General features: G+C 56.7%; 22 protein-coding genes. 11 read left to right on the plus strand and 11 right to left on the minus strand.

Translation table 11 applies throughout. The features are described from left to right. Position 1 precedes the first annotated feature (1 nt). Both Q0O33_RS02440 and Q0O33_RS02445 read left to right on the plus strand, forming a co-directional pair. Positions 2-889, plus strand: coding sequence for an alpha/beta hydrolase fold domain-containing protein (locus Q0O33_RS02440; RefSeq protein WP_295495563.1), 888 nt, complete (start codon positions 2-4; stop codon positions 887-889). Positions 890-946: 57 nt separating this feature from the next. Next, positions 947-1,870: a fatty acid desaturase family protein gene (locus Q0O33_RS02445; protein ID WP_295495565.1), complete on the plus strand. Its 924-nt coding sequence runs from the start codon at positions 947-949 to the stop codon at positions 1,868-1,870. Here the strand turns inward: Q0O33_RS02445 and Q0O33_RS02450 are convergent. Both Q0O33_RS02450 and Q0O33_RS02455 read right to left on the minus strand, forming a co-directional pair. Next, entirely contained in the window at positions 1,863-2,384 is a 522-nt protein-coding gene (locus Q0O33_RS02450; protein ID WP_295495567.1) for a DUF1003 domain-containing protein, read from the minus strand. The genes Q0O33_RS02445 and Q0O33_RS02450 overlap by 8 nt on opposite strands. Before the next feature lie 44 nt (positions 2,385-2,428). After that, positions 2,429-3,994, minus strand: a complete 1,566-nt coding sequence (locus Q0O33_RS02455; protein WP_295495570.1) for a lysine--tRNA ligase — start codon at positions 3,992-3,994, stop codon at positions 2,429-2,431. A gap of 37 nt (positions 3,995-4,031) precedes the next feature. On the opposite strand from Q0O33_RS02455, the gene Q0O33_RS02460 reads away from it, so the two are divergent. The 3 genes from Q0O33_RS02460 to Q0O33_RS02470 are packed head-to-tail and all read left to right on the plus strand — an operon-like array spanning position 4,032 to position 7,827. Next, on the plus strand, positions 4,032-6,767 hold the full coding sequence (locus Q0O33_RS02460; RefSeq protein WP_295495574.1) for an ATP-dependent DNA helicase: 2,736 nt from the start codon (positions 4,032-4,034) through the stop codon (positions 6,765-6,767). Next, positions 6,764-7,309 (plus strand): histidine phosphatase family protein, encoded by a 546-nt coding sequence (locus tag Q0O33_RS02465; RefSeq protein ID WP_295495577.1) that lies wholly within the window; start codon positions 6,764-6,766, stop codon positions 7,307-7,309. Before Q0O33_RS02460 ends, Q0O33_RS02465 begins: the two co-directional genes overlap by 4 nt. Next, the gene (locus Q0O33_RS02470) at positions 7,306-7,827 is read left to right on the plus strand and encodes a GNAT family N-acetyltransferase (RefSeq protein WP_295495580.1); all 522 of its coding nucleotides are present in this window, start codon (positions 7,306-7,308) and stop codon (positions 7,825-7,827) included. The genes Q0O33_RS02465 and Q0O33_RS02470 overlap by 4 nt, the downstream gene beginning before the upstream one ends. 12 nt (positions 7,828-7,839) lie before the next feature. On the opposite strand, the gene Q0O33_RS02475 is transcribed toward Q0O33_RS02470, so the two are convergent. The 5 genes from Q0O33_RS02475 to rpmF all read right to left on the minus strand — a co-directional run bounded on the left by Q0O33_RS02475 (position 7,840) and on the right by rpmF (position 10,801). Beyond that, positions 7,840-8,229 carry a MerR family transcriptional regulator gene (locus Q0O33_RS02475; protein ID WP_295495583.1) on the minus strand — a complete coding sequence of 130 codons (390 nt, stop codon included), beginning with the start codon at positions 8,227-8,229 and terminating at the stop codon, positions 7,840-7,842. Between the two features lie 5 nt (positions 8,230-8,234). Further along, complete coding sequence (locus tag Q0O33_RS02480) at positions 8,235-8,525, minus strand: integration host factor subunit alpha (protein WP_295495585.1); 291 nt, start codon at positions 8,523-8,525, stop codon at positions 8,235-8,237. A gap of 86 nt (positions 8,526-8,611) precedes the next feature. Next, the gene (locus Q0O33_RS02485) at positions 8,612-9,580 is read right to left on the minus strand and encodes a beta-ketoacyl-ACP synthase III (RefSeq protein WP_295495587.1); all 969 of its coding nucleotides are present in this window, start codon (positions 9,578-9,580) and stop codon (positions 8,612-8,614) included. Then, the gene (gene plsX / locus Q0O33_RS02490) at positions 9,577-10,596 is read right to left on the minus strand and encodes a phosphate acyltransferase PlsX (RefSeq protein ID WP_295495737.1); all 1,020 of its coding nucleotides are present in this window, start codon (positions 10,594-10,596) and stop codon (positions 9,577-9,579) included. Before plsX ends, Q0O33_RS02485 begins: the two co-directional genes overlap by 4 nt. Positions 10,597-10,624: 28 nt before the next feature. After that, positions 10,625-10,801, minus strand: coding sequence for a 50S ribosomal protein L32 (rpmF, locus tag Q0O33_RS02495; protein ID WP_125229645.1), 177 nt, complete (start codon positions 10,799-10,801; stop codon positions 10,625-10,627). A 199-nt stretch (positions 10,802-11,000) separates the two neighbouring features. Between rpmF and Q0O33_RS02500 the strand changes: the two genes are divergently transcribed. Further along, the gene (locus tag Q0O33_RS02500; protein ID WP_295495590.1) at positions 11,001-11,399 is read left to right on the plus strand and encodes an MAPEG family protein; all 399 of its coding nucleotides are present in this window, start codon (positions 11,001-11,003) and stop codon (positions 11,397-11,399) included. An 11-nt stretch (positions 11,400-11,410) separates the two neighbouring features. Here Q0O33_RS02500 and Q0O33_RS02505 read toward each other — a convergent pair whose 3' ends face one another. Then, positions 11,411-12,097 (minus strand): MBL fold metallo-hydrolase, encoded by a 687-nt coding sequence (locus Q0O33_RS02505; RefSeq protein ID WP_295495593.1) that lies wholly within the window; start codon positions 12,095-12,097, stop codon positions 11,411-11,413. A gap of 40 nt (positions 12,098-12,137) precedes the next feature. Then, complete coding sequence (locus Q0O33_RS02510) at positions 12,138-12,773, minus strand: S24 family peptidase (protein ID WP_295495596.1); 636 nt, start codon at positions 12,771-12,773, stop codon at positions 12,138-12,140. Between the two features lie 326 nt (positions 12,774-13,099). Here Q0O33_RS02510 and Q0O33_RS02520 point away from each other — a divergent pair, with 326 nt between their 5' ends. The 5 genes from Q0O33_RS02520 (at position 13,100) to Q0O33_RS02540 (ending at position 16,889) form a co-directional block, all read left to right on the plus strand. Beyond that, positions 13,100-13,405 (plus strand): hypothetical protein, encoded by a 306-nt coding sequence (locus tag Q0O33_RS02520; protein ID WP_295495601.1) that lies wholly within the window; start codon positions 13,100-13,102, stop codon positions 13,403-13,405. Positions 13,406-13,453: 48 nt separating this feature from the next. After that, a complete protein-coding gene (locus tag Q0O33_RS02525; protein WP_295495604.1) occupies positions 13,454-14,626 on the plus strand; it encodes a mechanosensitive ion channel family protein in 1,173 nt (390 codons plus the stop codon). A 116-nt stretch (positions 14,627-14,742) separates the two neighbouring features. Beyond that, positions 14,743-15,201: a MaoC family dehydratase gene (locus Q0O33_RS02530; protein WP_295495606.1), complete on the plus strand. Its 459-nt coding sequence runs from the start codon at positions 14,743-14,745 to the stop codon at positions 15,199-15,201. A 24-nt stretch (positions 15,202-15,225) separates the two neighbouring features. Then, positions 15,226-16,404 (plus strand): acetyl-CoA C-acyltransferase, encoded by a 1,179-nt coding sequence (locus Q0O33_RS02535; protein ID WP_295495610.1) that lies wholly within the window; start codon positions 15,226-15,228, stop codon positions 16,402-16,404. Positions 16,405-16,670: 266 nt separating this feature from the next. Further along, positions 16,671-16,889 (plus strand): putative quinol monooxygenase, encoded by a 219-nt coding sequence (locus Q0O33_RS02540; protein ID WP_295495613.1) that lies wholly within the window; start codon positions 16,671-16,673, stop codon positions 16,887-16,889. Positions 16,890-16,904: 15 nt separating this feature from the next. Here the strand turns inward: Q0O33_RS02540 and dgcA are convergent, their stop codons facing one another. Together dgcA and phaZ are read right to left on the minus strand one after the other, a co-directional pair. Continuing rightward, complete coding sequence (gene dgcA, locus Q0O33_RS02545; RefSeq protein ID WP_295495615.1) at positions 16,905-17,888, minus strand: N-acetyl-D-Glu racemase DgcA; 984 nt, start codon at positions 17,886-17,888, stop codon at positions 16,905-16,907. A gap of 76 nt (positions 17,889-17,964) precedes the next feature. After that, entirely contained in the window at positions 17,965-19,197 is a 1,233-nt protein-coding gene (gene phaZ, locus Q0O33_RS02550) for a polyhydroxyalkanoate depolymerase (RefSeq protein ID WP_295495740.1), read from the minus strand. Positions 19,198-19,206 lie beyond the last annotated feature (9 nt).

Here is a 19,206-nt window from a genome sequence, read left to right on the forward strand (position 1 = left end):
TATGCCAAGTTTTGCCGCCAGCCTTGCTGGATTTGTGCTGCGCACCACAGGCTATTATCGCCGAATGTTCAGCGGCGGGCCGCAATTTGAAAAAAATATTGCAAAGATCCGTTCTGGCCCCTTGCCATCGCCCAAAGCACATCCAGAGGTAGACATTCGGCACAGTGAATTTCAGGGCCGTCCTGTTTGGCACCTTGCGCCCAAGGGCCGCACACCATCGGCACATATCCTGTTCTGGCATGGCGGCGGCTATGTCTATCCGGCAACCGACATCCATTGGAAATTTCTATCGCGGATGGCGGCGCAACATGGCTGGTCCGTCACTGCGCCGCTCTATCCGCTCGCACCAGAAAATACGGCCGCGCATATCACCAATTGGGCGATGGATTATTATACAGCCTATCTGGCGGAGATGGGTGAAAAAACATTTGTCATGGGCGGCGACTCTGCAGGTGGCGGCTTGACCGCCGCATTGGCGCACATGGCGCGCGATGCGGGGCATAATTTGCCTGCTAGCCTGTTGCTCATCTGCCCCTGGTTGAACCTTGACCCCGCGCATCCCGACCAGTTGAAGACGGAACCACGCGACGGCATCCTGACCATCAGCGGGATTTCCGCAGGCGGCCTGCTATATGCGGGCGACCTGCCACGCGATGACCCAAGATGCAGCCCGATTTTCGGCAATTGGGACGGATTACCGCCGATCCTCGCCTTTGCCGGTGGCGACGACATTTTGGTCACGGACTCACGGGCACTGAAGGCCAAGCTGCCTTCGGTGGAGCTTATCGAGCATGCCGGCATGCTGCATGATTGGCCCATTTTCAGCTTTGCTGAATCGCGCAAGGCGCAGGCCAAAATGGCCAATTTTGTCGCACCAGCCGTCACCTGACGCATTTGCGTGCCGGCCATCTAGGCTTTATGCTGTTTGCATGAATAAGGACGCATCATGCCAGCGGTAAAGGCCGCCAACCCGCGCGATGTTTTCGCCGCAGAGGACTGGCGCGCGATCACCACCTTGTCACGTTGGCGTGGCATTTGGCTTGTTCTGCATGCTTGGATATTTGTCGCACTCGCGGCCTTTGGCGGCGCGGCGGCATGGGACTATCATTGGCTTGCAGGGCTGTTGGTGACGCCATTGGCGCTGGCGATATTGGGCGGGCGGCAATTGGGGCTTTCGATCCTGATGCATGATGGCGCGCATGGTTTGCTGCACCCTGACCGCAGTACCAACAACTGGCTGGGCCAATGGCCGACGGGCGCAGCGACGGGTAGCGATTTGTTCGCCTATCGCACCTATCATTTGACGCATCATAAATATACGCAGCAGCCCGAAGACCCCGATTTGTCCTTGTCCGCGCCCTTCCCCACCGGCCGCGATAGCCTGCGCCGCAAGTGCATCCGCGACCTGACGGGGCAAACATTTTACAAGCAACGCCGCGCACAATTTGCGGTTGCTCTGCGCGGGACCAGCACCACCGCGCGCACCGTAGGTCGGTTCTTGGTCTTGCAAGCTATATTGCTGACGATATCTTTGCTCGTCTGGGGCTGGACGCCATTCCTGCTGTGGCTCGCGGCACTTGCCACAAGTTTTCAATTATTCCTGCGCATCCGCAACATCGCCGAACATGCCTGCACACCCACGGGCAGCGGTGATCCGTTCACACATGCGCGGACGACTTATGCGGGCCTTATCGCGCGCGCGACGGTCGCGCCTTATTGGGTCAATTATCATAGCGAGCATCATCTGTTCATGGGCGTGCCTTGCTATCATCTGGCAAAAACCCATCGCTTGCTTGGAGCTGGCGGCCATCATCCAAAGATGACTTTATCGCCCCATTATCGCGACGTTTTGGCGCAGGTGGTCACTTAACGGAGGATGCGCCGGCATTTTCGCGCTTGATGATTTCCAGAAGCGCATCGATTTTTGCATGCAAGCGCATGATTTCCAGTTCGGCCCGCAAATTCACTTCATAATCATGCGCGGCGGCAATACGATCTTTGGCCGACTGGCGATTTTGGCTCATCATGATGATGGGCGCCTGAATCGCGGCAACGGTTGACAGCATAAGGTTCAGAAAAATGAACGGATAAGGGTCAAAGGCTTTGCCCAATTTGCCCAATATCTCTGTGTTCAAAAGCATCCAGCCAAGCAACACAGCGGCAAAGACCATGATGAATTTCCATGATCCACCTACCGCCGCAACCTTGTCCGACAGGCGCTCACCAAAGGTCGCCTGTTCATCGACAATATCGCCGACATCACGGCTGGTAAGCTGCACATGGTGAATATGGTGCAGTATCTTGGCCTCTTCGACCTCCAACTGGTCCAGCGACTTTCCCAGGAGATCAATCGCCAGCTTCTCGACGGACGGCAGTTCTTTCATGATAACACTCCTGCAATGTTCCAACCGGACGGCCCTCGCCTTGGCTATGCAAGCGCCTCCGCAATCAGCTGGCGGCTGTTGGCCAAGCCATATAACGCGATGAAGCTGCCCATGCGTGGCCCGGCGCTTGAACCCAAAAGCGTCTCGTACAAGGCCTTGAACCAGTCGCGCAGATTTTCAAATCCGCCCTCTTTGCCGATTTCGTAAACGATGTTCTGAATATCCTCAGCGCTGGCATCAGCAGGCAATCCCGCCAACCGCGCATCCAGCGTTTGCAAGGCGGCAATTTCAACACCTTCAGGCTTACGCTTTTGCAAGGTCGGTGCGACAAAATCGCGGTTATAGGCCAAGGCAATCGGGATAAGCTCAGCCAGCTCCGGCGCGTTTTCGGGCGAGACATTATCGGCATAATTACCAAGATAAGCCCAAACCTGCGCCTCTGTCGCGCCTGCCCCCATCACGCCAACAAGGTTCAGCAACAGGCCGAAGGTCACGGGCGGCTGCCCGCTGGGCACTTGGCCATTGTGGACATGGTGTACAGGGTTGCCCAGCCGCTTTTCAATCGGCTGGTCATGCCATTGCGCGCGGAACTGAAAATATTCGTCCACGGCCTTTGGCACCACGCCCAAATGCAGTTGCTTGGCGCTTTTGGGTTCGCGGAAGGCGTAAAAAGCTACGCTATTTTCGGTGCCATATTTCAACCAATCCTCCAGCGCGAGGCCGTTGCCCTTGGACTTGGAAATCTTCTCGCCTTTTTCGTCGAGGAACATTTCGTAAATCAGGCTTTCAGGCGGACGTCCGCCGAGCACGCGCGCGATTTTGCCCGATTGCACGCCGCTGTCGGTCAAATCCTTGCCATACATTTCATAATCAACGCCCAACGCGACCCAGCGCATTGCCCAGTCGACCTTCCATTGCAGCTTTGACTTGCCGCCCAAGACCGATTGCGTGACCATGTCGCCATCGTCCTCGAACCGGACAAGCCCCGCCTCGGCATCGACAACTTCAACGGGCACTTGCAGCACGACACCGCTCTTTTCGCTGATCGGCAATATCGGCGAATAGGTCGCGGCGCGCTCCTTGCGCAACGTCGGCAGCATGATGTCCAATATGCCCTGATAATATCGCAGCACATTTTTCAACGCATCGTCAAACGCGCCGCTTTCATATTGCGACGCGGATGAGATGAATTCATATTCAAAGCCGAACTGATCCAGAAAATCGCGCAGCATCGCATTGTTATGCGCGGCAAAGCTGTCGAACTTTTCAAACGGATCAGGGATGCGCGACAAAGGCTTGCCCAAATGTTCGGCGAGCATCTTTTGGTTCGGCACATTGTCCGGCACCTTGCGCAGGCCATCCATATCGTCCGAAAATTCGATGAGCCGCGACGGCGCGTCGGACAATGTCCGGAAGGCATTACGCACCATAGTTGTGCGCAGCACTTCGTTAAAGGTGCCGATATGCGGCAAGCCCGATGGGCCATAGCCACATTCAAAGATAATCGCCTGACCATCGGCCTTGCCATTGGGATAGCGTTTCAGCAAACGCCGCGCCTCTTCATAAGGCCAGGCTTTTGATGCCAATGCTATGTCGCGAAGGTCAGTCACGTGTTGCTCTTTCGTTCCAAATAGCCCAACTGGGCTGATGGAAACTCCACTAGCCTTTCCTGCGCTCCATGCAAGCCATGCCGGTATTTGGATGAGCAACAGCGACGGACAGGTGCAAACTATAAGCAAGGGCGAAGCGGCAGGCCGCGCGGCAGAAACGCCTATGGTCATGCTCAATGCGCCTTTGGTCGCACAAAGGCTTGGCTATCCTGATTTGTCGGGGCTGGACCTTCTGGAACTATATGCCTTTGTCTACCCCGCGCGCTTTGCCGTGCCGACGCCCAAGGGATTGGCAAAGACGCTGGGCCTGCCTGCGCCAGTCACCGATCAAGAGGTTCCGCTGTTCTTACTGCGCGCCGCGCATTATTTGCTGTCGGTGCTGCGCGCCGCGGATTGGGCCGAACGTGAGGGCGCTTGGGATTCGGCACAAGCGTTGATGCGGCTGCGTTGGCCATGGGCCAATCTGGTGTTGGCTGCACTCAAAAAGCCCGAGCGGCCCGAACGCTGGTTGTTCAGCCGCCTGCCCGAATGGGAGGAAGCCCCACCGCGCACCCCGCCCCGCGTCGTGACATTGCAGGCCGATGCCGTGCAAGACCGCTTGGCATCTCTCGTCGGCGGCTCTGCAGAAACGCGGCAGGGTCAGCGCGATTTTGCCCAAGCGGCGGCCAATATTTTCGCGCCACGCAAAGGCAAGGGCGAACCGCATATGGTGTTGGCCGAAGCGGGCACGGGTATTGGCAAGACGCTGGGCTATTTGGCTCCGGCCAGCCTGTGGGCCACCGCCGCCGATGGCACCGTGTGGATTTCCACCTTTACCAAGGCGCTGCAACGGCAATTGGTGCGCGAGGCAAAGCGCTTGTATCCCGACCATGAAACCTTCAAGTCCAAGGTTGTGGTGCGCAAGGGGCGCGAAAATTATCTGTGCTTGCTCAATTTGGAAGATGCCTTGCAAGGCGGATTTGCCGGACGCGCAGCGATCCTTGCGCATCTGGTCGCACGCTGGGCGGCTTATTCGCATGATGGCGATATGATCGGCGGCGACTTGCCCGGTTGGTTGCCGACCTTGTTCCGCCGCAATGGCTCCAATGCTTTAACCGACCGGCGCGGCGAATGCATTTATGCCGGATGCCCGCATTATAAAAAATGCTTCATTGAACGCGCCGCACGTTCATCGGTGCAGGCCGAAATCGTCATCGCCAATCACGCGTTGATGATGGTCAATGCTGCGCGCGGGCGGGACGAACAAAATCGGCCAAGCCGTATCATTTTTGACGAAGGCCATCATCTGTTTGATGCCGCAGATTCGATGTTTGCCGCCGCGCTGACGGGCCAAGAAACGATTGAGCTGCGCCGCTGGGTCATTGGCCCCGAAGGCAAGGCGCGTGGGCGGCGGCGCGGGCTTTCGGCGCGACTTGCTGATGTTGCCTCTTATGACGAAGAGGGCGGCCTTGCTATTGAAATGGCGCGCGTCGCCGCCGAAGCTTTGCCCGGCGACGGGTGGCTTGCGCGCTTGGCCGAAGGCACGCCATCGGGACCAATCGAGCATTTGCTCGCCGCGATCCGAGCGATGGTATTTGCGCGCGACGAAACCAACGCGACCGAAAGCGGCTATGGTCTGGAGACCGAGCTTGCCGATCCTGACCCGCAAGTCATTGACGCCGCCGCCGACGCCGCAACCGCGCTGGAGGCGCTGGCAAGGCCGCTGACGATATTGGGGCAACGGTTGGAGGCGATGATAGCCGACCCGCCCGATTGGCTCGATGGCAGCGCCCGTGCGCGCGTTGAGGGCGCAACCGCAAGCTTGAGCTGGCGCATCGACACATTACGCGCATGGATATCGATGTTGGCGCGCGCCGTCGGCCCCATTGACCCTGAATATGTTGATTGGTTGGCGATTGAGCGGTTTGAAGGCCGCGAAATGGACATTGGCATGCACCGCCGCTGGCTCGACCCGATGAAGCCCGTGGCAGAAATCGTGCTGAAACCCAGCCATGGCGTGCTCGCCACCTCGGCCACTTTGCGCAGCGGTGGCGACTGGCAAAATGCCGAAGCGCGGACAGGGGCCAGCCATCTGGATAAGCCCGCGACGCATTTTTCGGCAAGCAGCCCGTTTGATTATAGCACGCAGGCCGAAGTGTTGATCGTTACGGATATTAAAAAGGGCGATGCTGCCGCCTTGGCGGGCGCTTATGCCGCGTTGATTACCGCATCGGGCGGCGGCGTGCTGGGCCTGTTCACCGCGATACGGCGGTTGCGATCGACATATGCGCGCATCGCCGACCGCTTGGCGCGCGATGGCCTGCCTTTATATGCGCAACATGTGGACCCCATTGATACCGGAACATTGGTCGACATCTTCCGCGATGACCCGCATGCAAGCTTGCTGGGTACCGACGCATTGCGTGACGGGGTGGATGTGCCGGGCCATTCGTTGCGGCTGGTTGTCATGGAGCAAATTCCGTGGCCCCGCCCTGACATATTGCACCGCGCGCGGCGTTTGAAACAGGGCGGCATGGACTATGATGATCGCATCATCCGCGCCAAAATGGCACAGGCCTTTGGCCGCCTGATCCGGAGCGCCGGCGACAAGGGCCATTTTGTGCTCTTGTCATCGGCGGTGCCCAGCCGGCTCTTGTCGGCATTTCCGCCCGGCACCCCCATTCGCCGCGTGACGCTGGAGGAGGCCGTGCATTCCATAAAATCAGGTCTTTCGTCTGACACAAATTTGCGGCAGGACACGTCAGACACGTTGGAAGAGAGCAACCCGATTTGACCTTTACCCTTACCTTGTTCCGCCATGCCAAATCGAGCTGGGATGACACGGTCCCGCGCGACTTTGACCGTCCGCTCAATAAACGCGGTGAAAAGGCAGCGGTTACCATGGGCGTCTGGGTCAAACGCAACGGATTGGCCTTTGACCATGTGGTCGCGAGCCCCGCCGTGCGCGTGATCGAAACCATCGACCAATTTGTGAAGGGCACAGGCGGACGCATGGACCCCAATTGGGACCGCCGGATTTACCTGGCGTCGTCTGCGACGTTGATGGATGTGCTGCGCGATCAGGCGGATGAGCATAAAAATCTGTTGATGGTCGGGCATAATCCGGGGCTAGAAGATCTGGTATTCGACATCTGCCCAGACGATGGCAGTTCGCCCTTACGCGATTTGGTGTGGGAGAAATATCCCACAGCCGGCATTGCGCGGATGGAGCTGAACATCACGCGCTGGGCCGAACTGGATCGCAAATGTGGGCAACTCACCCACTTCATACGGCCCCGCGATCTCGACCCCGAACTCGGGCCCGAAGACGAATGACCCCTATTATCTGGCGCTCCGCCAATGCGGATGATGCCGAAGCGCTTGCTTATCTGGGTGCGGCCACTTTCATGGCAACCTTCGCCTTTGACCATCCCGGCAAGCCATTGATTGCGCATCTAGGGCAAGAACATAGCGCCGAATATTACGCCGCGGCGCTCCGCGATCCGGCTACCGATATCTTGATTGGTGAAACACCGCTGGGCGCGCCTGTCGGCTATGCCATGATCACGCCGCCATCACATCCTACGTTGCAGCAAGAGGGCGACATCGAACTGAAACGCATCTATTTGCTGGGGCCATGGCAGGGCGTTGGTAACGGCAAAGACCTGTTAAATTTGGTGTTCGCAGTGGTCGATCAGCGCAGGGCAAAACGCTTGCTTCTGTCCGTCTACGAAAAAAATGTGCGCGCCTTGGGTTTTTACGAACGGGCCGGCTTTGCGGCCATTGGCGAAGCGGTCTTCATGGTCGGCCCAGTGCCATTTCGCGATTTGGTCTACGCCTCGAATATAGGTTAGACCGTTAACTGATCAGGCGGCGGCCAAAGCGGTCGCGAGCCGGTCACGCACCGCCTGCAAAGCCCCAAAGTCGAACGTAGCAAAGGATGATTGGATCGGCGCAGGCGCTGGTGCTGGTGCTAGTGCTGGCGCAGCCGCCTTCTGCTGCACATCCTGTGCCCCGCCTTCCGTCAGGAAACGCCGCGCGCCCTTCACGGTATAGCCTTCTGTATATAATAAGCGATGGATAGTGTGCAGCAGGGCAACATCATCGGGTCGATACAAACGCCGACCACCCGCACGCGTCAGCGGCCGCAACATGGGGAACTGTTCTTCCCAATAACGCAATATGTGCGTCCGAACGCCCAACGCCTCCGCCATTTCACCAATATTACGGAAAGCGTCAGCCGATTTTTCGCGCATAGAAGTTATTTTACCTTTTGACGCATGCCTTGGCTTGCACGGAATGTAAGAACCCGGCGTGGCGTAATCGGCACTTCAACGCCCGTTTTCGGGTTGCGCCCAATACGCTCCGCTTTGTCCCGAAGTACGAAGGTGCCAAAACCGGAAATTTTAACATTGTCGCCATTCAGTAAAGCACTGGTCATATGACCAAGGATCGATTCAACCATCGCCGCAGCGTCTGCGCGCGACAAACCGATTTGACGGTTAAGCATCTCGGCCAAATCGGCGCGCGTTAATGTTCCTGCTTCTGCCATATTCGTCTCCGGGTCTTAACTTATATTGTCAGAATAATGTCATACAATAGAATTTCAAATTGTAAAATAGTGATTTTATCTGAAACCTACATCCGTATGATGGATGCGCCCCAAGTAAATCCGCCACCCATTGCCTCCAAAACGACAATGTCCCCTGCTCTGATCCGGCCATCGCGCACTGCGACATCTAAGGCCAAAGGAACCGACGCTGCCGATGTATTGGCGTGCTGGTCAACGGTGAGGACAACTTTGCTCGGATCAAGCCCCAGCTTCTTCGCTGTCGCCTCGATTATCCGGGCATTTGCCTGATGCGGAACAACCCAGTCGACGTCGGCTGGCGTCAATTCTGTCGCGGCAAGCACCTCATGCAATACGCTGGTCAAATTGGTCACGGCATGGCGGAATACTTCGCGCCCCTTCATCCGCAATTTGCCGACAGTCCCGGTCGTGGATGGGCCACCATCAACATATAATAATTCATTATGTTGGCCATCGGCATGCAATTTCGTCGCGAGCGCACCGCACGTTCCAACTTCGCCCGACAGGACAATCGCGCCAGCGCCGTCACCAAACAACACGCATGTCGTGCGATCTTCCCAGTCCAATATGCGGCTAAATGTTTCGGCCCCGATGACTAATGCATTATAGGCGGACCCGGCCCGGATCATGCTTTCCGCAACGGAAAAGGCATAGAGGAAGCCCGAGCAAACCGCCGCCACATCAAAGGCAACACCGCCATTGCAGCCAAGCGCATGTTGCACGATGGTAGCCGAAGCAGGGAATGTCTGGTCGGGCGTTGCGGTCGCCAAAATGATGAGATCAATGTCACGCGCCGACATGCCAGCCGCGTCGAGCGCCTTGCGCGATGCTTCGATCGCCAGGCTGGATGTTGTTTCATCGGGCTCGGCAATATGGCGGAACTTAATACCCGTCCGCTCGGTAATCCATTCGTCGGTCGTATCGACTTTGCTAGCCAGTTCCGCGTTCGACACGCGGCTGCGTGGAAGCGCCGACCCAGTGCCCTTGATAACGGCGCGAAGAGCGACTTGCGTCATTCGGCCTGTATCCGCGCCAAATCTTGGGTGATGCGCGCTGTAATGTCTTCTTCGACCAATCGCGCCGCAACCTCGACCGCATTGGCCACGCCCTTGATATTGGCGCTGCCGTGGCTTTTGACGACCACGCCATTCAGTCCCATGAACACCGCGCCATTATGGTTATTGGGATCAAGATGGTGCCGCAGCAATTCGGTCGCGGGACGCGATACCAGAAAACCGAATTTCGAACGGATGGAGCTGGTGAAGGCCCGGCGCAAAAGGTCGGTTACGAAACGGGCCGTGCCTTCAATAGATTTCAAAGCGATGTTGCCGGTAAAGCCATCGCAGACCACGACATCACATTCGCCACGGTTGATCTTGTCAGCTTCCACAAAGCCCTGAAAATCCATATGCAGGCCGGTGGCATCGCGCAAATGCTGCGCCGCGTCGCGCAGTTGCTCCGTGCCTTTCATTTCCTCGGTACCGATATTCAACAAGCGGACACGCGGGCGGTCAAAGCCGAAAATGATACGCGAATAGGCCGCACCCATGACGGCAAACTGGACAAGGTTCTTCGCCTCACACTCGGTGTTGGCACCGAGATCAAGCATCACCACATCGGTGTCTTCTAATGTCGGCAGCAAAGCAGACAAAGCTGGCCGGTCAATGCCGGGCATCGTGCGTAAGGCAAGTTTGGCAGTAGCCATTAATGCGCCGGTGTTTCCTGCGCTGACGGCGGCGCTGGCATGGCCAGACTTTAAGGCGTTAATAGCCATGCCCATCGAACTGGTCTTGGCCTTGCGTAACGCTGCGCTGACCTTGTCATCCGCGGTGACGACAACGTCGCTATGCAGGATTTCGGATGCTGCGCGCAAATTGGGGTGTTTATCGAGCGCAGATTTAATCTGCGGTTCGTCACCTACCAATAGAAATTGGAAGCTTTCATGCCGGTGCCGTGCCAAAGCCGCGCCTGCGATCATCACAGGGACGCCTTCGTCACCGCCCATCGCGTCAATGGCGATACGCGGTTTCATCGACACCAGCTATTCTCCTTGTACAGGATTAGGCGACTGCCACCACTTCGCGACCATTATAATGGCCACAGGCATCGCACAAATGATGTGGACGCTTCAGTTCGCCACAATTAGCGCATTCTTGGTACGCAGCAACCTTAAGCGAATCATGGCTGCGACGCATGCCGCGCTTCGAAGGGGATGTTTTTCTTTTGGGGACAGCCATCTCGGCACCTGTTCCATTTCAAAATCAATAAGGTCTAAGGCATGTTTAGGCGAAAGAGATGGTCGTGGCAAGCAATCGCCAGAATCAGCCGCATTCGTCCGCACATGTCTGTGTGAGCGGCGCGCTATACTTGTTTTTCGGTGCTTTGCAAGCCGAGAGATAGCCGTTAGGGTCAGGACCACAAACTGGGAGAGAATATATGTTGAGTTTACCCGTCACGCTTACAATAGCCGCAGGTGCGGCGTTGGTGAATATTTGGCTCATGGTCCGTTGTGGTCAGGCGCGCACCAAGGAAAGCGTCTCGATTGGCGATGGCGGCAATGAATTTGTCATCCGCCGGATGCGCGCGCACGCGAACTTCGTGGAAAGCGCACCGTTCATCTTGATACTCATCGCCGCGCTTGAGGCGACAAGCGGAACCAACCAATGGCTTTGGGGGCTTGGCCTCGTTTACATCATCGGTCGTTTCGCCCATGGCCTCGGCATGGATGGCGGGTCATTGGGCAAAGGCCGTATGGTCGGCACGCTGACCACGATGATTAGTTTGCTCGCCCTTGCTGGCTGGGCCTTGTGGAACGTCTACGCAGCGATCCTTTAACTTCGCCCAACCTATCGCGCAGCAAGCACATCGTCCGCCACAAAGGCATTGTGCTTGCGCTCATAGCCAAATTGGCTGGTCGGACCGTGGCCGGGGATGAAGGTCACATCATCCCCCAATGGCCACAACTTCGTCGTGATCGCGTTGATAAGGTCGGCATGGTTGCCGCGCGGGAAATCGGTGCGGCCGATGGACCCTTGAAACAAAACATCCCCGACAATCGCCAGACGGCTGGGTTGATGATGGAAAATGACATGTCCAGGCGTATGGCCGGGGCAGTGGATGACATCGAGCGTCAGATTACCCACGGTCACGGTGTCGCCGTCGACCAGCCAGCGGTCAGGCTCAAAACTATGCGCTTCCATGCCATAGCGCGCGCCGTCACCGTCGAGCTTCTCGATCCAGAAACGATCGTCCTCATGCGGGCCTTCAATCTTCAAGCCCAATTCTTGGGCTAGCATCCCTGCTTGTCCGCAATGGTCAAGGTGACCGTGCGTCACCAATAATTTTTCAAGCTCAACGCCCGTTTGCGCGACAGCGGCTTTCAACTTGTCGAGATCACCGCCGGGGTCAACCAAAGCGCCCTTGTTCGTTTCGGTGCACCAAAACAGCGTGCAATTCTGCTGCAACGGGGTGACAGGAATGATCGCAGCCTTTAGCGGCGGCGTCTGTGTGGGCGTAGATGTGACGTTAGACATAGATATTCATGTGCCGCACGGAAGCGGCCGAAGCAAGCCTTCAAAGCCGCCGCCCTGCCCATACCACCCTGCCGATGATGGCAACGGTTGCGCCGTCCACATCGGGCCAAGCGGGATAGGCCGGATTATCCGACAAAACCGACAAACGCCCGCTGGGGCCGCCGGCCAGCCGTTTGACCATCAAGACATCATCCAGCCGAATGACATGAATGCCGTCGCGCAACGGGCCCGCCGCCGCGCGGTTGTCGACCATGATGTCATCGCCATGGTTCAATGTGGGCGCCATCGAATCGCCATCCACCTGAATCAAGGAGAGCTTGGCCGGATCCAGCCCCTGCTTGCGCAACCATTTTTCGTCAAAGCCGATTTTGCCGGCCAGCGTTTCGCGCCCCGGAATGGCACCGGGCCCCGCCGACGCGTCAACCGCAAGCTTTGGAATAAGCCGCATCCCCGTTCTGGCCGCGCCCGCATCTGGCCCGCCGAGCACGCTTTCGTCCACACCAAAATAGCGCGACAATATCCCGCGTTCCGTCTCTGGCAGTTTTTTGGGTGATCCGCGCTTAATAAATTGTTGAATATAGGTGGGATTACGGCCGACCAGTTTCGACAGGCCCGCAAAATCTTCTGCATTTTCCGCAATCAAGCGCTCCAAAGCAGCCCTTGGGTCTTCCCCCATTTTGTTCCCTCCGGTTCGGTTGGAAATTTCCTAGACTTGTAGGATTTATCCTACCATTTTTGTTCTATATTTGTTCTTACTGATTCGGGCAAGCCAATCCGGGTCGATCGTGGAGGAGACAACATGCACATCACGCGCCTTATTGAACGGTTTCTTCGGGAACAAGACCTACCACCGACCAAATTCGGGCGCTTGGCGGCGGGGGATCCGCGGCTTGTGCTGGACATACGCATGGGCCGAGAAATTAGACCCGAAATGGAGTTAAAACTGCGGCAGTTCATGTCAAATTATGGCCAACAGGCCTCTATCCTCGGTAGGAAGGGAATATGAGCAGGCGGACACAAGCAGGCGCCCTCATAAACGCATTACGCGCAATCATCCCCGTTGCCGACATCCGCATATTGCACGAACGGCCATGGCACAGACTCACCTTTTCGGGGATGCAAATATGCCTGTCGGTGCAATTGCAAGATGGAACATGGCACGGCGACGCGGAGGCGCTATCGCAGATGTTAGCCGAACATGAATTTGATTTGCCCCGCCACATCGTCGCCGACATTGCGATATCGCGGGCCGTTGTAGCCCAAGGCGTGCAATGTCTGATCATCGATGCTTTATTGCTTGAGGGCTAACACATCGCAAAACTTGTGTGCCGCCGCCATCGACCGTAAACAGGGTGCATGACCACACAAACCGCACCGACCTTACCGCGCATCGCTCCAGAAGCCATTGGCCTACATCTCCAAAGCTATTGGGACGCCCTGACCATCTGGGTGCAGACCAATTATGTCGAACTGGGCATTGCCATTGTCGCGGCGATAATGGTTTTCGTTGCGCTGAGCTGGCTGCAAAGAATCGCCGCAAATATCGCCCGCGCCAGTGAGCACCGCGCGCATCTAAAATCCATCATTGCCCGCACCTTGGCACGGACAAGCAGATTTTTCCGCGTCATGGTGTCGATTGAATTGGTCAACCAGATTGCCAATGCGCCAGCGGCACTGACCCAGACCGTCGACATATTGTTCACCATCGCGATTGTTATTCAGGTTGCGATCTGGTTGCGTGAAATCATCCTGGGCTTGATTGAACGGCGCGCGGGCGAAGGCATTCATGAACATGATACGTTGCAAAGCGCGATGGTGCTCATTCGCCTGCTCGTCAGCTTCGTCTTATTTGCGGTGGCCGCCATTGTCGTGCTCGACAATCTGGGCGTCAATGTCACGGGTCTTGTCGCCGGACTTGGTGTGGGCGGCATTGCCATCGGCCTGGCCGCGCAAGGCATATTCTCCGACCTGTTTGCGGCCATATCCATCATTTTCGACAAGCCGTTCCGGCGCGGCGACACGGTGTCTTATGACAATACGGTTGCGCGGGTTGAAGTCATCGGCATGAAAAGCACGCGACTGCGCGCGCTGACGGGGGAAGAGAAGATTATTTCCAACAGCAAATTGCTGGAAAAGGAAATCACCAACAACACGATGACCTTGTATCGGCGCGTCACCTTCGTGCTGACCCTTGTCTATCAAACACCCCCTGCCCTTGCCCGCCGTGTGCCGGACATTCTACGCCAAGCGGTGGAAGCGAATAATGCGCAATTCATTCGCGCGGGTTTCAACAATTTTGCCGCAAGCTCGCTCGATTTCCATGTAGTGTTCGACATTGAAAGCGATGATGTCGAAGAGATGTTTCAGGCGCGCCACAATATTGGCATTGCGATCATCGATAGCTTCGCGCGTGAAGGGATTTCTTTTGCCTATCCGACGCAGACGACTTTCACCGCCGCGCCAGACGGCACAATGGTGATGCCCTATGCCGCGCCGCCCAAAACAGCCAAGGCGCGTTCAAAAAGCTGATTCGCCGTTTACAAGTCAGAGCGCCGCTAGCATGCCGTAACGGCAAACAAGCGGGGCTTGTATTGCGCGTTTGAAACCGCCACGATAGGCCGAAATTAGAAAGCAGGAGACTCCGTATGACCGCAATTACCCCCGCTGAATTCGCAACCAAAGTCGGCGAGAATATTGGCGTATCAGAATGGATTTTGGTGGATCAGGACATGATCAACAAATTTGCCGATGCCACGGGCGACCATCAATTCATTCATATCAACGAAGAAATGGCGAAGCAGACACCGTTCGGTGGCACGATTGCCCATGGCTTTCTAACCTTATCTTTGTTCCCGGTGATGAGCGCCAAGTCCGATTGCCCCAAGGTTGCGGGCGTCAAAATGGGCGTAAATTATGGCGGTAACAAAACCCGTTTTCTCGCCCCTGTCCGTTCGGGCAAGCGCGTACGCGGCCATTTCAAACTGCTTGAGCTTACCGAAAAGCGCCCCGGCCAATGGCAACAGACGCTTGAATTCACTGTCGAGATTGAGGGCGAGGAAAAGCCAGCCCTTCAGGCGGAATGGATCAGCCAGTTTTTCGTATAATTTTCACTTTAAGGAATTTCTCACATGCGTGACGCAGTAATCGTATCCACCGCCCGTACCGCCATTGGCAAAGCCTATCGCGGCGGGTTCAACGCAACATCGGGCGCAACACTCGGCAGCTATTCGTTGAAGGCCGCTGTTGCGCGCGCTGGCATCGAAGGCGGCGAAATCGACGACGTTCTTTGGGGCTCCGCGCTGCAGCAGGGCACACAAGGCGGCAATCTTGCGCGCCAAGTTGCGCTGCGCGCTGGCCTGCCCGTGTCCGTATCGGGCATGACGATGGATCGACAATGTTCGTCGGGCCTGATGTCGATTGCGACCGCGGCCAAGCAGATCATCGTCGACAATATCGATGTTATGGCGGCTGGCGGACAAGAATCGATTTCACTGGTGCAAACCAAGGAAATGCGCGTTCAGCCTGATCATGCGTTAGTCGAAATGCACAATTCGATCTACATGCCGATGCTGCAGACCGCTGAAGTCGTCGCCAAGCGGTACAATGTCAGCCGCGATGCGATGGACGAATATGCCCTGCAATCGCAGCAACGCACCGCCGCTGCTCAAGCCGCCGGTTATTTCGATGCTGAAATCGCTCCCGTAACCACGATGATGAACGTCGTGAACAAGGAAACCGGCGAAGTCAGCCAAAAGGAAGTGACCATAGCCAAGGATGAAGGCAATCGCGCCGATACGCAGTTGGCCGGTCTACAGGCGCTTCAGCCCGTGCTTGGCCCTGACATGACGATCACAGCCGGTAACGCAAGCCAGCTGTCCGACGGTTCGTCGGCCTCCATCCTGATGGAAGCAAAATTGGCCGAGAAAAAGGGCCTCAACCCGCTTGGCCGTTATGTCGGCATGGCGGTTGCAGGCACGGAACCAGACGAAATGGGCATTGGTCCCGTATTCGCCATCCCCAAATTGCTGCAGCGTTTCGGTCTGAAGATGGACGATATCGGCATCTGGGAATTGAACGAAGCCTTTGCCGTGCAAGTCCTGTACTGCCGCGACAAATTGGGTATTCCAAACGAGTTGCTGAACGTCAATGGCGGGTCAATTTCGATTGGCCATCCTTATGGCATGACGGGCGCACGCTGCACGGGCCACGCCTTGATCGAAGGCAAGCGTCGCGGTGCGAAATATGGTGTCGTCACCATGTGCGTCGGCGGTGGCATGGGCGCCGCTGGCCTCTTCGAAATCTTTTAATCGCACATAAGAAAACAAGGAACAGCCTCATGTCCGCCATTGGTGTAATCGCAACATTAACCGTTGCCGAAGGCAAGAACGCAGATTTTGAGGCTGTTTTTGCAGAATTGTCTGCAGCGGTTCGGGCTTAGGGTCAGGACCACTTAAATCCACCTTCGCGGCGTTAAAATGGCTTCGATCTCAAAGCGAAATGACTTTGCAGGCAAAACGACTGCCTGACAGCGGCCATTTCACTTCGATATCTTTGCCATTTTAACGCCGCGAAGGTGGATTTAAGTGGTCCTGACCCTCGTGAACCGGGGAACCTATTTTATACGCTCACCCGGTCACGGTCCAACCCGCAAGTGTACAAAGTGCTTGAACAATATGTCGATCAAGACGCGCTCACCGCACATGGCGCCAGCGCCTATTTCAAGGCCGCTGGCCCCAAGCTTGGCCCCTGCCTCGCCGGCGCACCCGAGATTGAGTATCTTGACGCGCTATAAGGATTAAAATCTGCATTAGGCCGGGGACAGGCGTCCGTCTGCAAAGCGAAATCCGCCCGGCCGATCCTTTTGCAACAAGGCTGGTCCATCAAGGTCAACCCAAGACGCCGTCTGCGCCACCAGAAACGCCGCCTGAATGGCAAGGCTGGTCGACAGCATACAACCAACCATAATATCCATCTTTGCGTTCTCCGCGGCCTTAGAGAGCGCCAGAGCCGCGGTCAGGCCACCGGCTTTATCCAGCTTGATATTCACGCCCTGATATAATCCGGCAAGGCGCGGGACGTCCGCCGCAACATGGCAGCTTTCATCGGCAAAAATGGGCAGGGGCGATGATAGGTTGGCAAGCGCTGCGTCTTGGCCTGCGGGCAAGGGTTGCTCAATCATGGCAACGCCCAGCATCTTCAGGACTTCTGCCTCAGCCGCAATATCCAATGCGCCCCAGCTTTCATTGGCGTCCACAATGATACGCGCTTTGGGTGCGCCCGCGCGCACCGCAGCGACACGGTCACGGTCGGCATCGCCATTCAGTTTGAGCTTCAGCAGGCCATAGCCACTTTCGGCCGCAGTCCGCGCATCGGCATGCATCGCATCGGGCGTTCCCAGCGATATGGTGAAGGCAGTCTCCAGCGGCGTGGGCGGTGATATCATGCCGGTCAATGCCCAAAGGGGTTGTCCGGTCTGCTTGGCCTCCAAATCCCACAGCGCACAATCCAACGCATTACGCGCCGCGCCGGGTGGCAGCTCGGATTGCAAAAGCGCGCGTGTCATCGGAACATCCTGCGCGGCGATGGTGTCGGTGACGCGCGCGATCTGGCGCAGACATTCTTCGGCGGTCTCCCCGCGATAATAAATCGCCGTGCCCTCACCCTGTCCGATATGTGTGCCATCGCTGACCGCAACTACGATCAGATCGACACATTTCTTTGCCCCGCGTGCGATGGTAAAATGGCCATTGACCGGCCAGCGTTCGACTGTGGCGTTAATATGCAGGGTCATCGCTGAAAACCCGCAGAAATCCTTGCTACGCAAAATGCTATTAAGCAGGTCCAAATAACGGGGAACATATCGTCGTTCAATTGTGGCTAGATATCCATTCTTCCACAACGGGCGCAATTTTTTCGCGCCATTTGCTGCCGTTGAAAATACCGTAATGGCCAACTTCTGGCGCCATATGATATTTCTTCAACGCCGCGGGCAAGCCGGTTGCAATAGTCAACGCGGCCTGTGTCTGGCCCAAACCGCTAATGTCATCGCGTTCGCCCTCAATCGCCAGCAAGCCAATATCGGTGATGGCCGCAGGATCCACCAAATGGCCGCGATAGTTGAATTCACCCTTGGGCAGCAAATGGCGCTGGAACACTGTATCCACGGTTTGCAGGTAGAATTCCGCCGTCATATCGCAGACCGCCCGATATTCGTCGTAAAATTCCTTATGCCGATCCGCACTCTCGCCATCGCCTTTGACGAGGTCAGAGAACATCGACCAATGGCTCATCATATGATTGCCAAGGTTCATCGACATGAAGCCCGAAAGCTGCAGAAAACCCGGATATACGCGGCGGCCAGCGCCCTTGTAATAAGGCGGGACAGTCGCGATCACATTTTGCACAAACCATTCATGCGGACGCTGGGTCGCGTGGTTGTTCACCACCGTTGGCGCTTCGCGTGTATCGATCGGCCCGCCCATCATCGTCAACGTGCGTGGACGCAGCGGATGGTCCTTTGCGCTCATTACTGCGGCCGCGGCATAAGCCGGAACCGACGGCTGGCACACGGCCAACATATGCGCGCCGCGTCCACCTGCATCGGGGCCAAGGAATTCGAGCCACTCGATCAGATAATCAATATAGGTTTCAAGATCGAAACCGCCGCCCGTCAGCGGCACATCGCGCGCGTCTTTCCAGTCGGTGATATACACATCATGCGTGACCATCATGCGCTCGACTGTCCTGCGCAAGAGCGTCGCAAAATGCCCGGACATAGGCGCGCAGATGAGAAGCCGTGGCTTTTCGCTGCTGCCTTCATAGACGAAACGCTTCAATTGACCGAAGGGCTTGCGCGCGAGATTTTCTTCCTGAACCGCGAAACTTTTGTCACCGATGACAACTTCATTTAATCCAAACGCAGGTTTTCCGCGCGGCAGAACCGAATGTGCAAAAACCTCAAGCGCAGAAGCCGCAACTGGCGCCATGCCGCCGTAATTGAACGGCGAAGGCAGCGCGCTGAGCCATTCTGCCTGTTTTTGCGCAACCCAGCCTGCGCCAGCAAGCCAGCCGCGTTGAAGGTCATATCCGGTGTAAAGCATATTGAGGCC

Source organism: Sphingorhabdus sp. EL138 (assembly GCF_945862485.1).
Classification (GTDB): domain Bacteria; phylum Pseudomonadota; class Alphaproteobacteria; order Sphingomonadales; family Sphingomonadaceae; genus Sphingorhabdus_B.

What these genes read in the sequence shown, in the direction of transcription:
- Q0O33_RS02485 (WP_295495587.1), bottom strand. Translation starts at nt 9,580, where the DNA reads ATGACGCAAGTCGCTCTTCGCGCCGTTATCAAGGGCACTGGGTCGGCG.
- Q0O33_RS02530 (WP_295495606.1), top strand. Translation starts at nt 14,743, where the DNA reads ATGACCGCAATTACCCCCGCTGAATTCGCAACCAAAGTCGGCGAGAAT.
- phaZ (WP_295495740.1), bottom strand. Translation starts at nt 19,197, where the DNA reads ATGCTTTACACCGGATATGACCTTCAACGCGGCTGGCTTGCTGGCGCA.
- Q0O33_RS02510 (WP_295495596.1), bottom strand. Translation starts at nt 12,773, where the DNA reads ATGGGGGAAGACCCAAGGGCTGCTTTGGAGCGCTTGATTGCGGAAAAT.
- Q0O33_RS02500 (WP_295495590.1), top strand. Translation starts at nt 11,001, where the DNA reads ATGTTGAGTTTACCCGTCACGCTTACAATAGCCGCAGGTGCGGCGTTG.
- Q0O33_RS02440 (WP_295495563.1), top strand. Translation starts at nt 2, where the DNA reads ATGCCAAGTTTTGCCGCCAGCCTTGCTGGATTTGTGCTGCGCACCACA.
- Q0O33_RS02480 (WP_295495585.1), bottom strand. Translation starts at nt 8,525, where the DNA reads ATGGCAGAAGCAGGAACATTAACGCGCGCCGATTTGGCCGAGATGCTT.
- Q0O33_RS02460 (WP_295495574.1), top strand. Translation starts at nt 4,032, where the DNA reads ATGGAAACTCCACTAGCCTTTCCTGCGCTCCATGCAAGCCATGCCGGT.
- rpmF (WP_125229645.1), bottom strand. Translation starts at nt 10,801, where the DNA reads ATGGCTGTCCCCAAAAGAAAAACATCCCCTTCGAAGCGCGGCATGCGT.
- Q0O33_RS02450 (WP_295495567.1), bottom strand. Translation starts at nt 2,384, where the DNA reads ATGAAAGAACTGCCGTCCGTCGAGAAGCTGGCGATTGATCTCCTGGGA.
- Q0O33_RS02520 (WP_295495601.1), top strand. Translation starts at nt 13,100, where the DNA reads ATGAGCAGGCGGACACAAGCAGGCGCCCTCATAAACGCATTACGCGCA.
- Q0O33_RS02475 (WP_295495583.1), bottom strand. Translation starts at nt 8,229, where the DNA reads ATGCGCGAAAAATCGGCTGACGCTTTCCGTAATATTGGTGAAATGGCG.
- Q0O33_RS02470 (WP_295495580.1), top strand. Translation starts at nt 7,306, where the DNA reads ATGACCCCTATTATCTGGCGCTCCGCCAATGCGGATGATGCCGAAGCG.
- Q0O33_RS02535 (WP_295495610.1), top strand. Translation starts at nt 15,226, where the DNA reads ATGCGTGACGCAGTAATCGTATCCACCGCCCGTACCGCCATTGGCAAA.
- Q0O33_RS02525 (WP_295495604.1), top strand. Translation starts at nt 13,454, where the DNA reads ATGACCACACAAACCGCACCGACCTTACCGCGCATCGCTCCAGAAGCC.
- Q0O33_RS02505 (WP_295495593.1), bottom strand. Translation starts at nt 12,097, where the DNA reads ATGTCTAACGTCACATCTACGCCCACACAGACGCCGCCGCTAAAGGCT.
- Q0O33_RS02445 (WP_295495565.1), top strand. Translation starts at nt 947, where the DNA reads ATGCCAGCGGTAAAGGCCGCCAACCCGCGCGATGTTTTCGCCGCAGAG.
- plsX (WP_295495737.1), bottom strand. Translation starts at nt 10,596, where the DNA reads ATGAAACCGCGTATCGCCATTGACGCGATGGGCGGTGACGAAGGCGTC.
- dgcA (WP_295495615.1), bottom strand. Translation starts at nt 17,888, where the DNA reads ATGACCCTGCATATTAACGCCACAGTCGAACGCTGGCCGGTCAATGGC.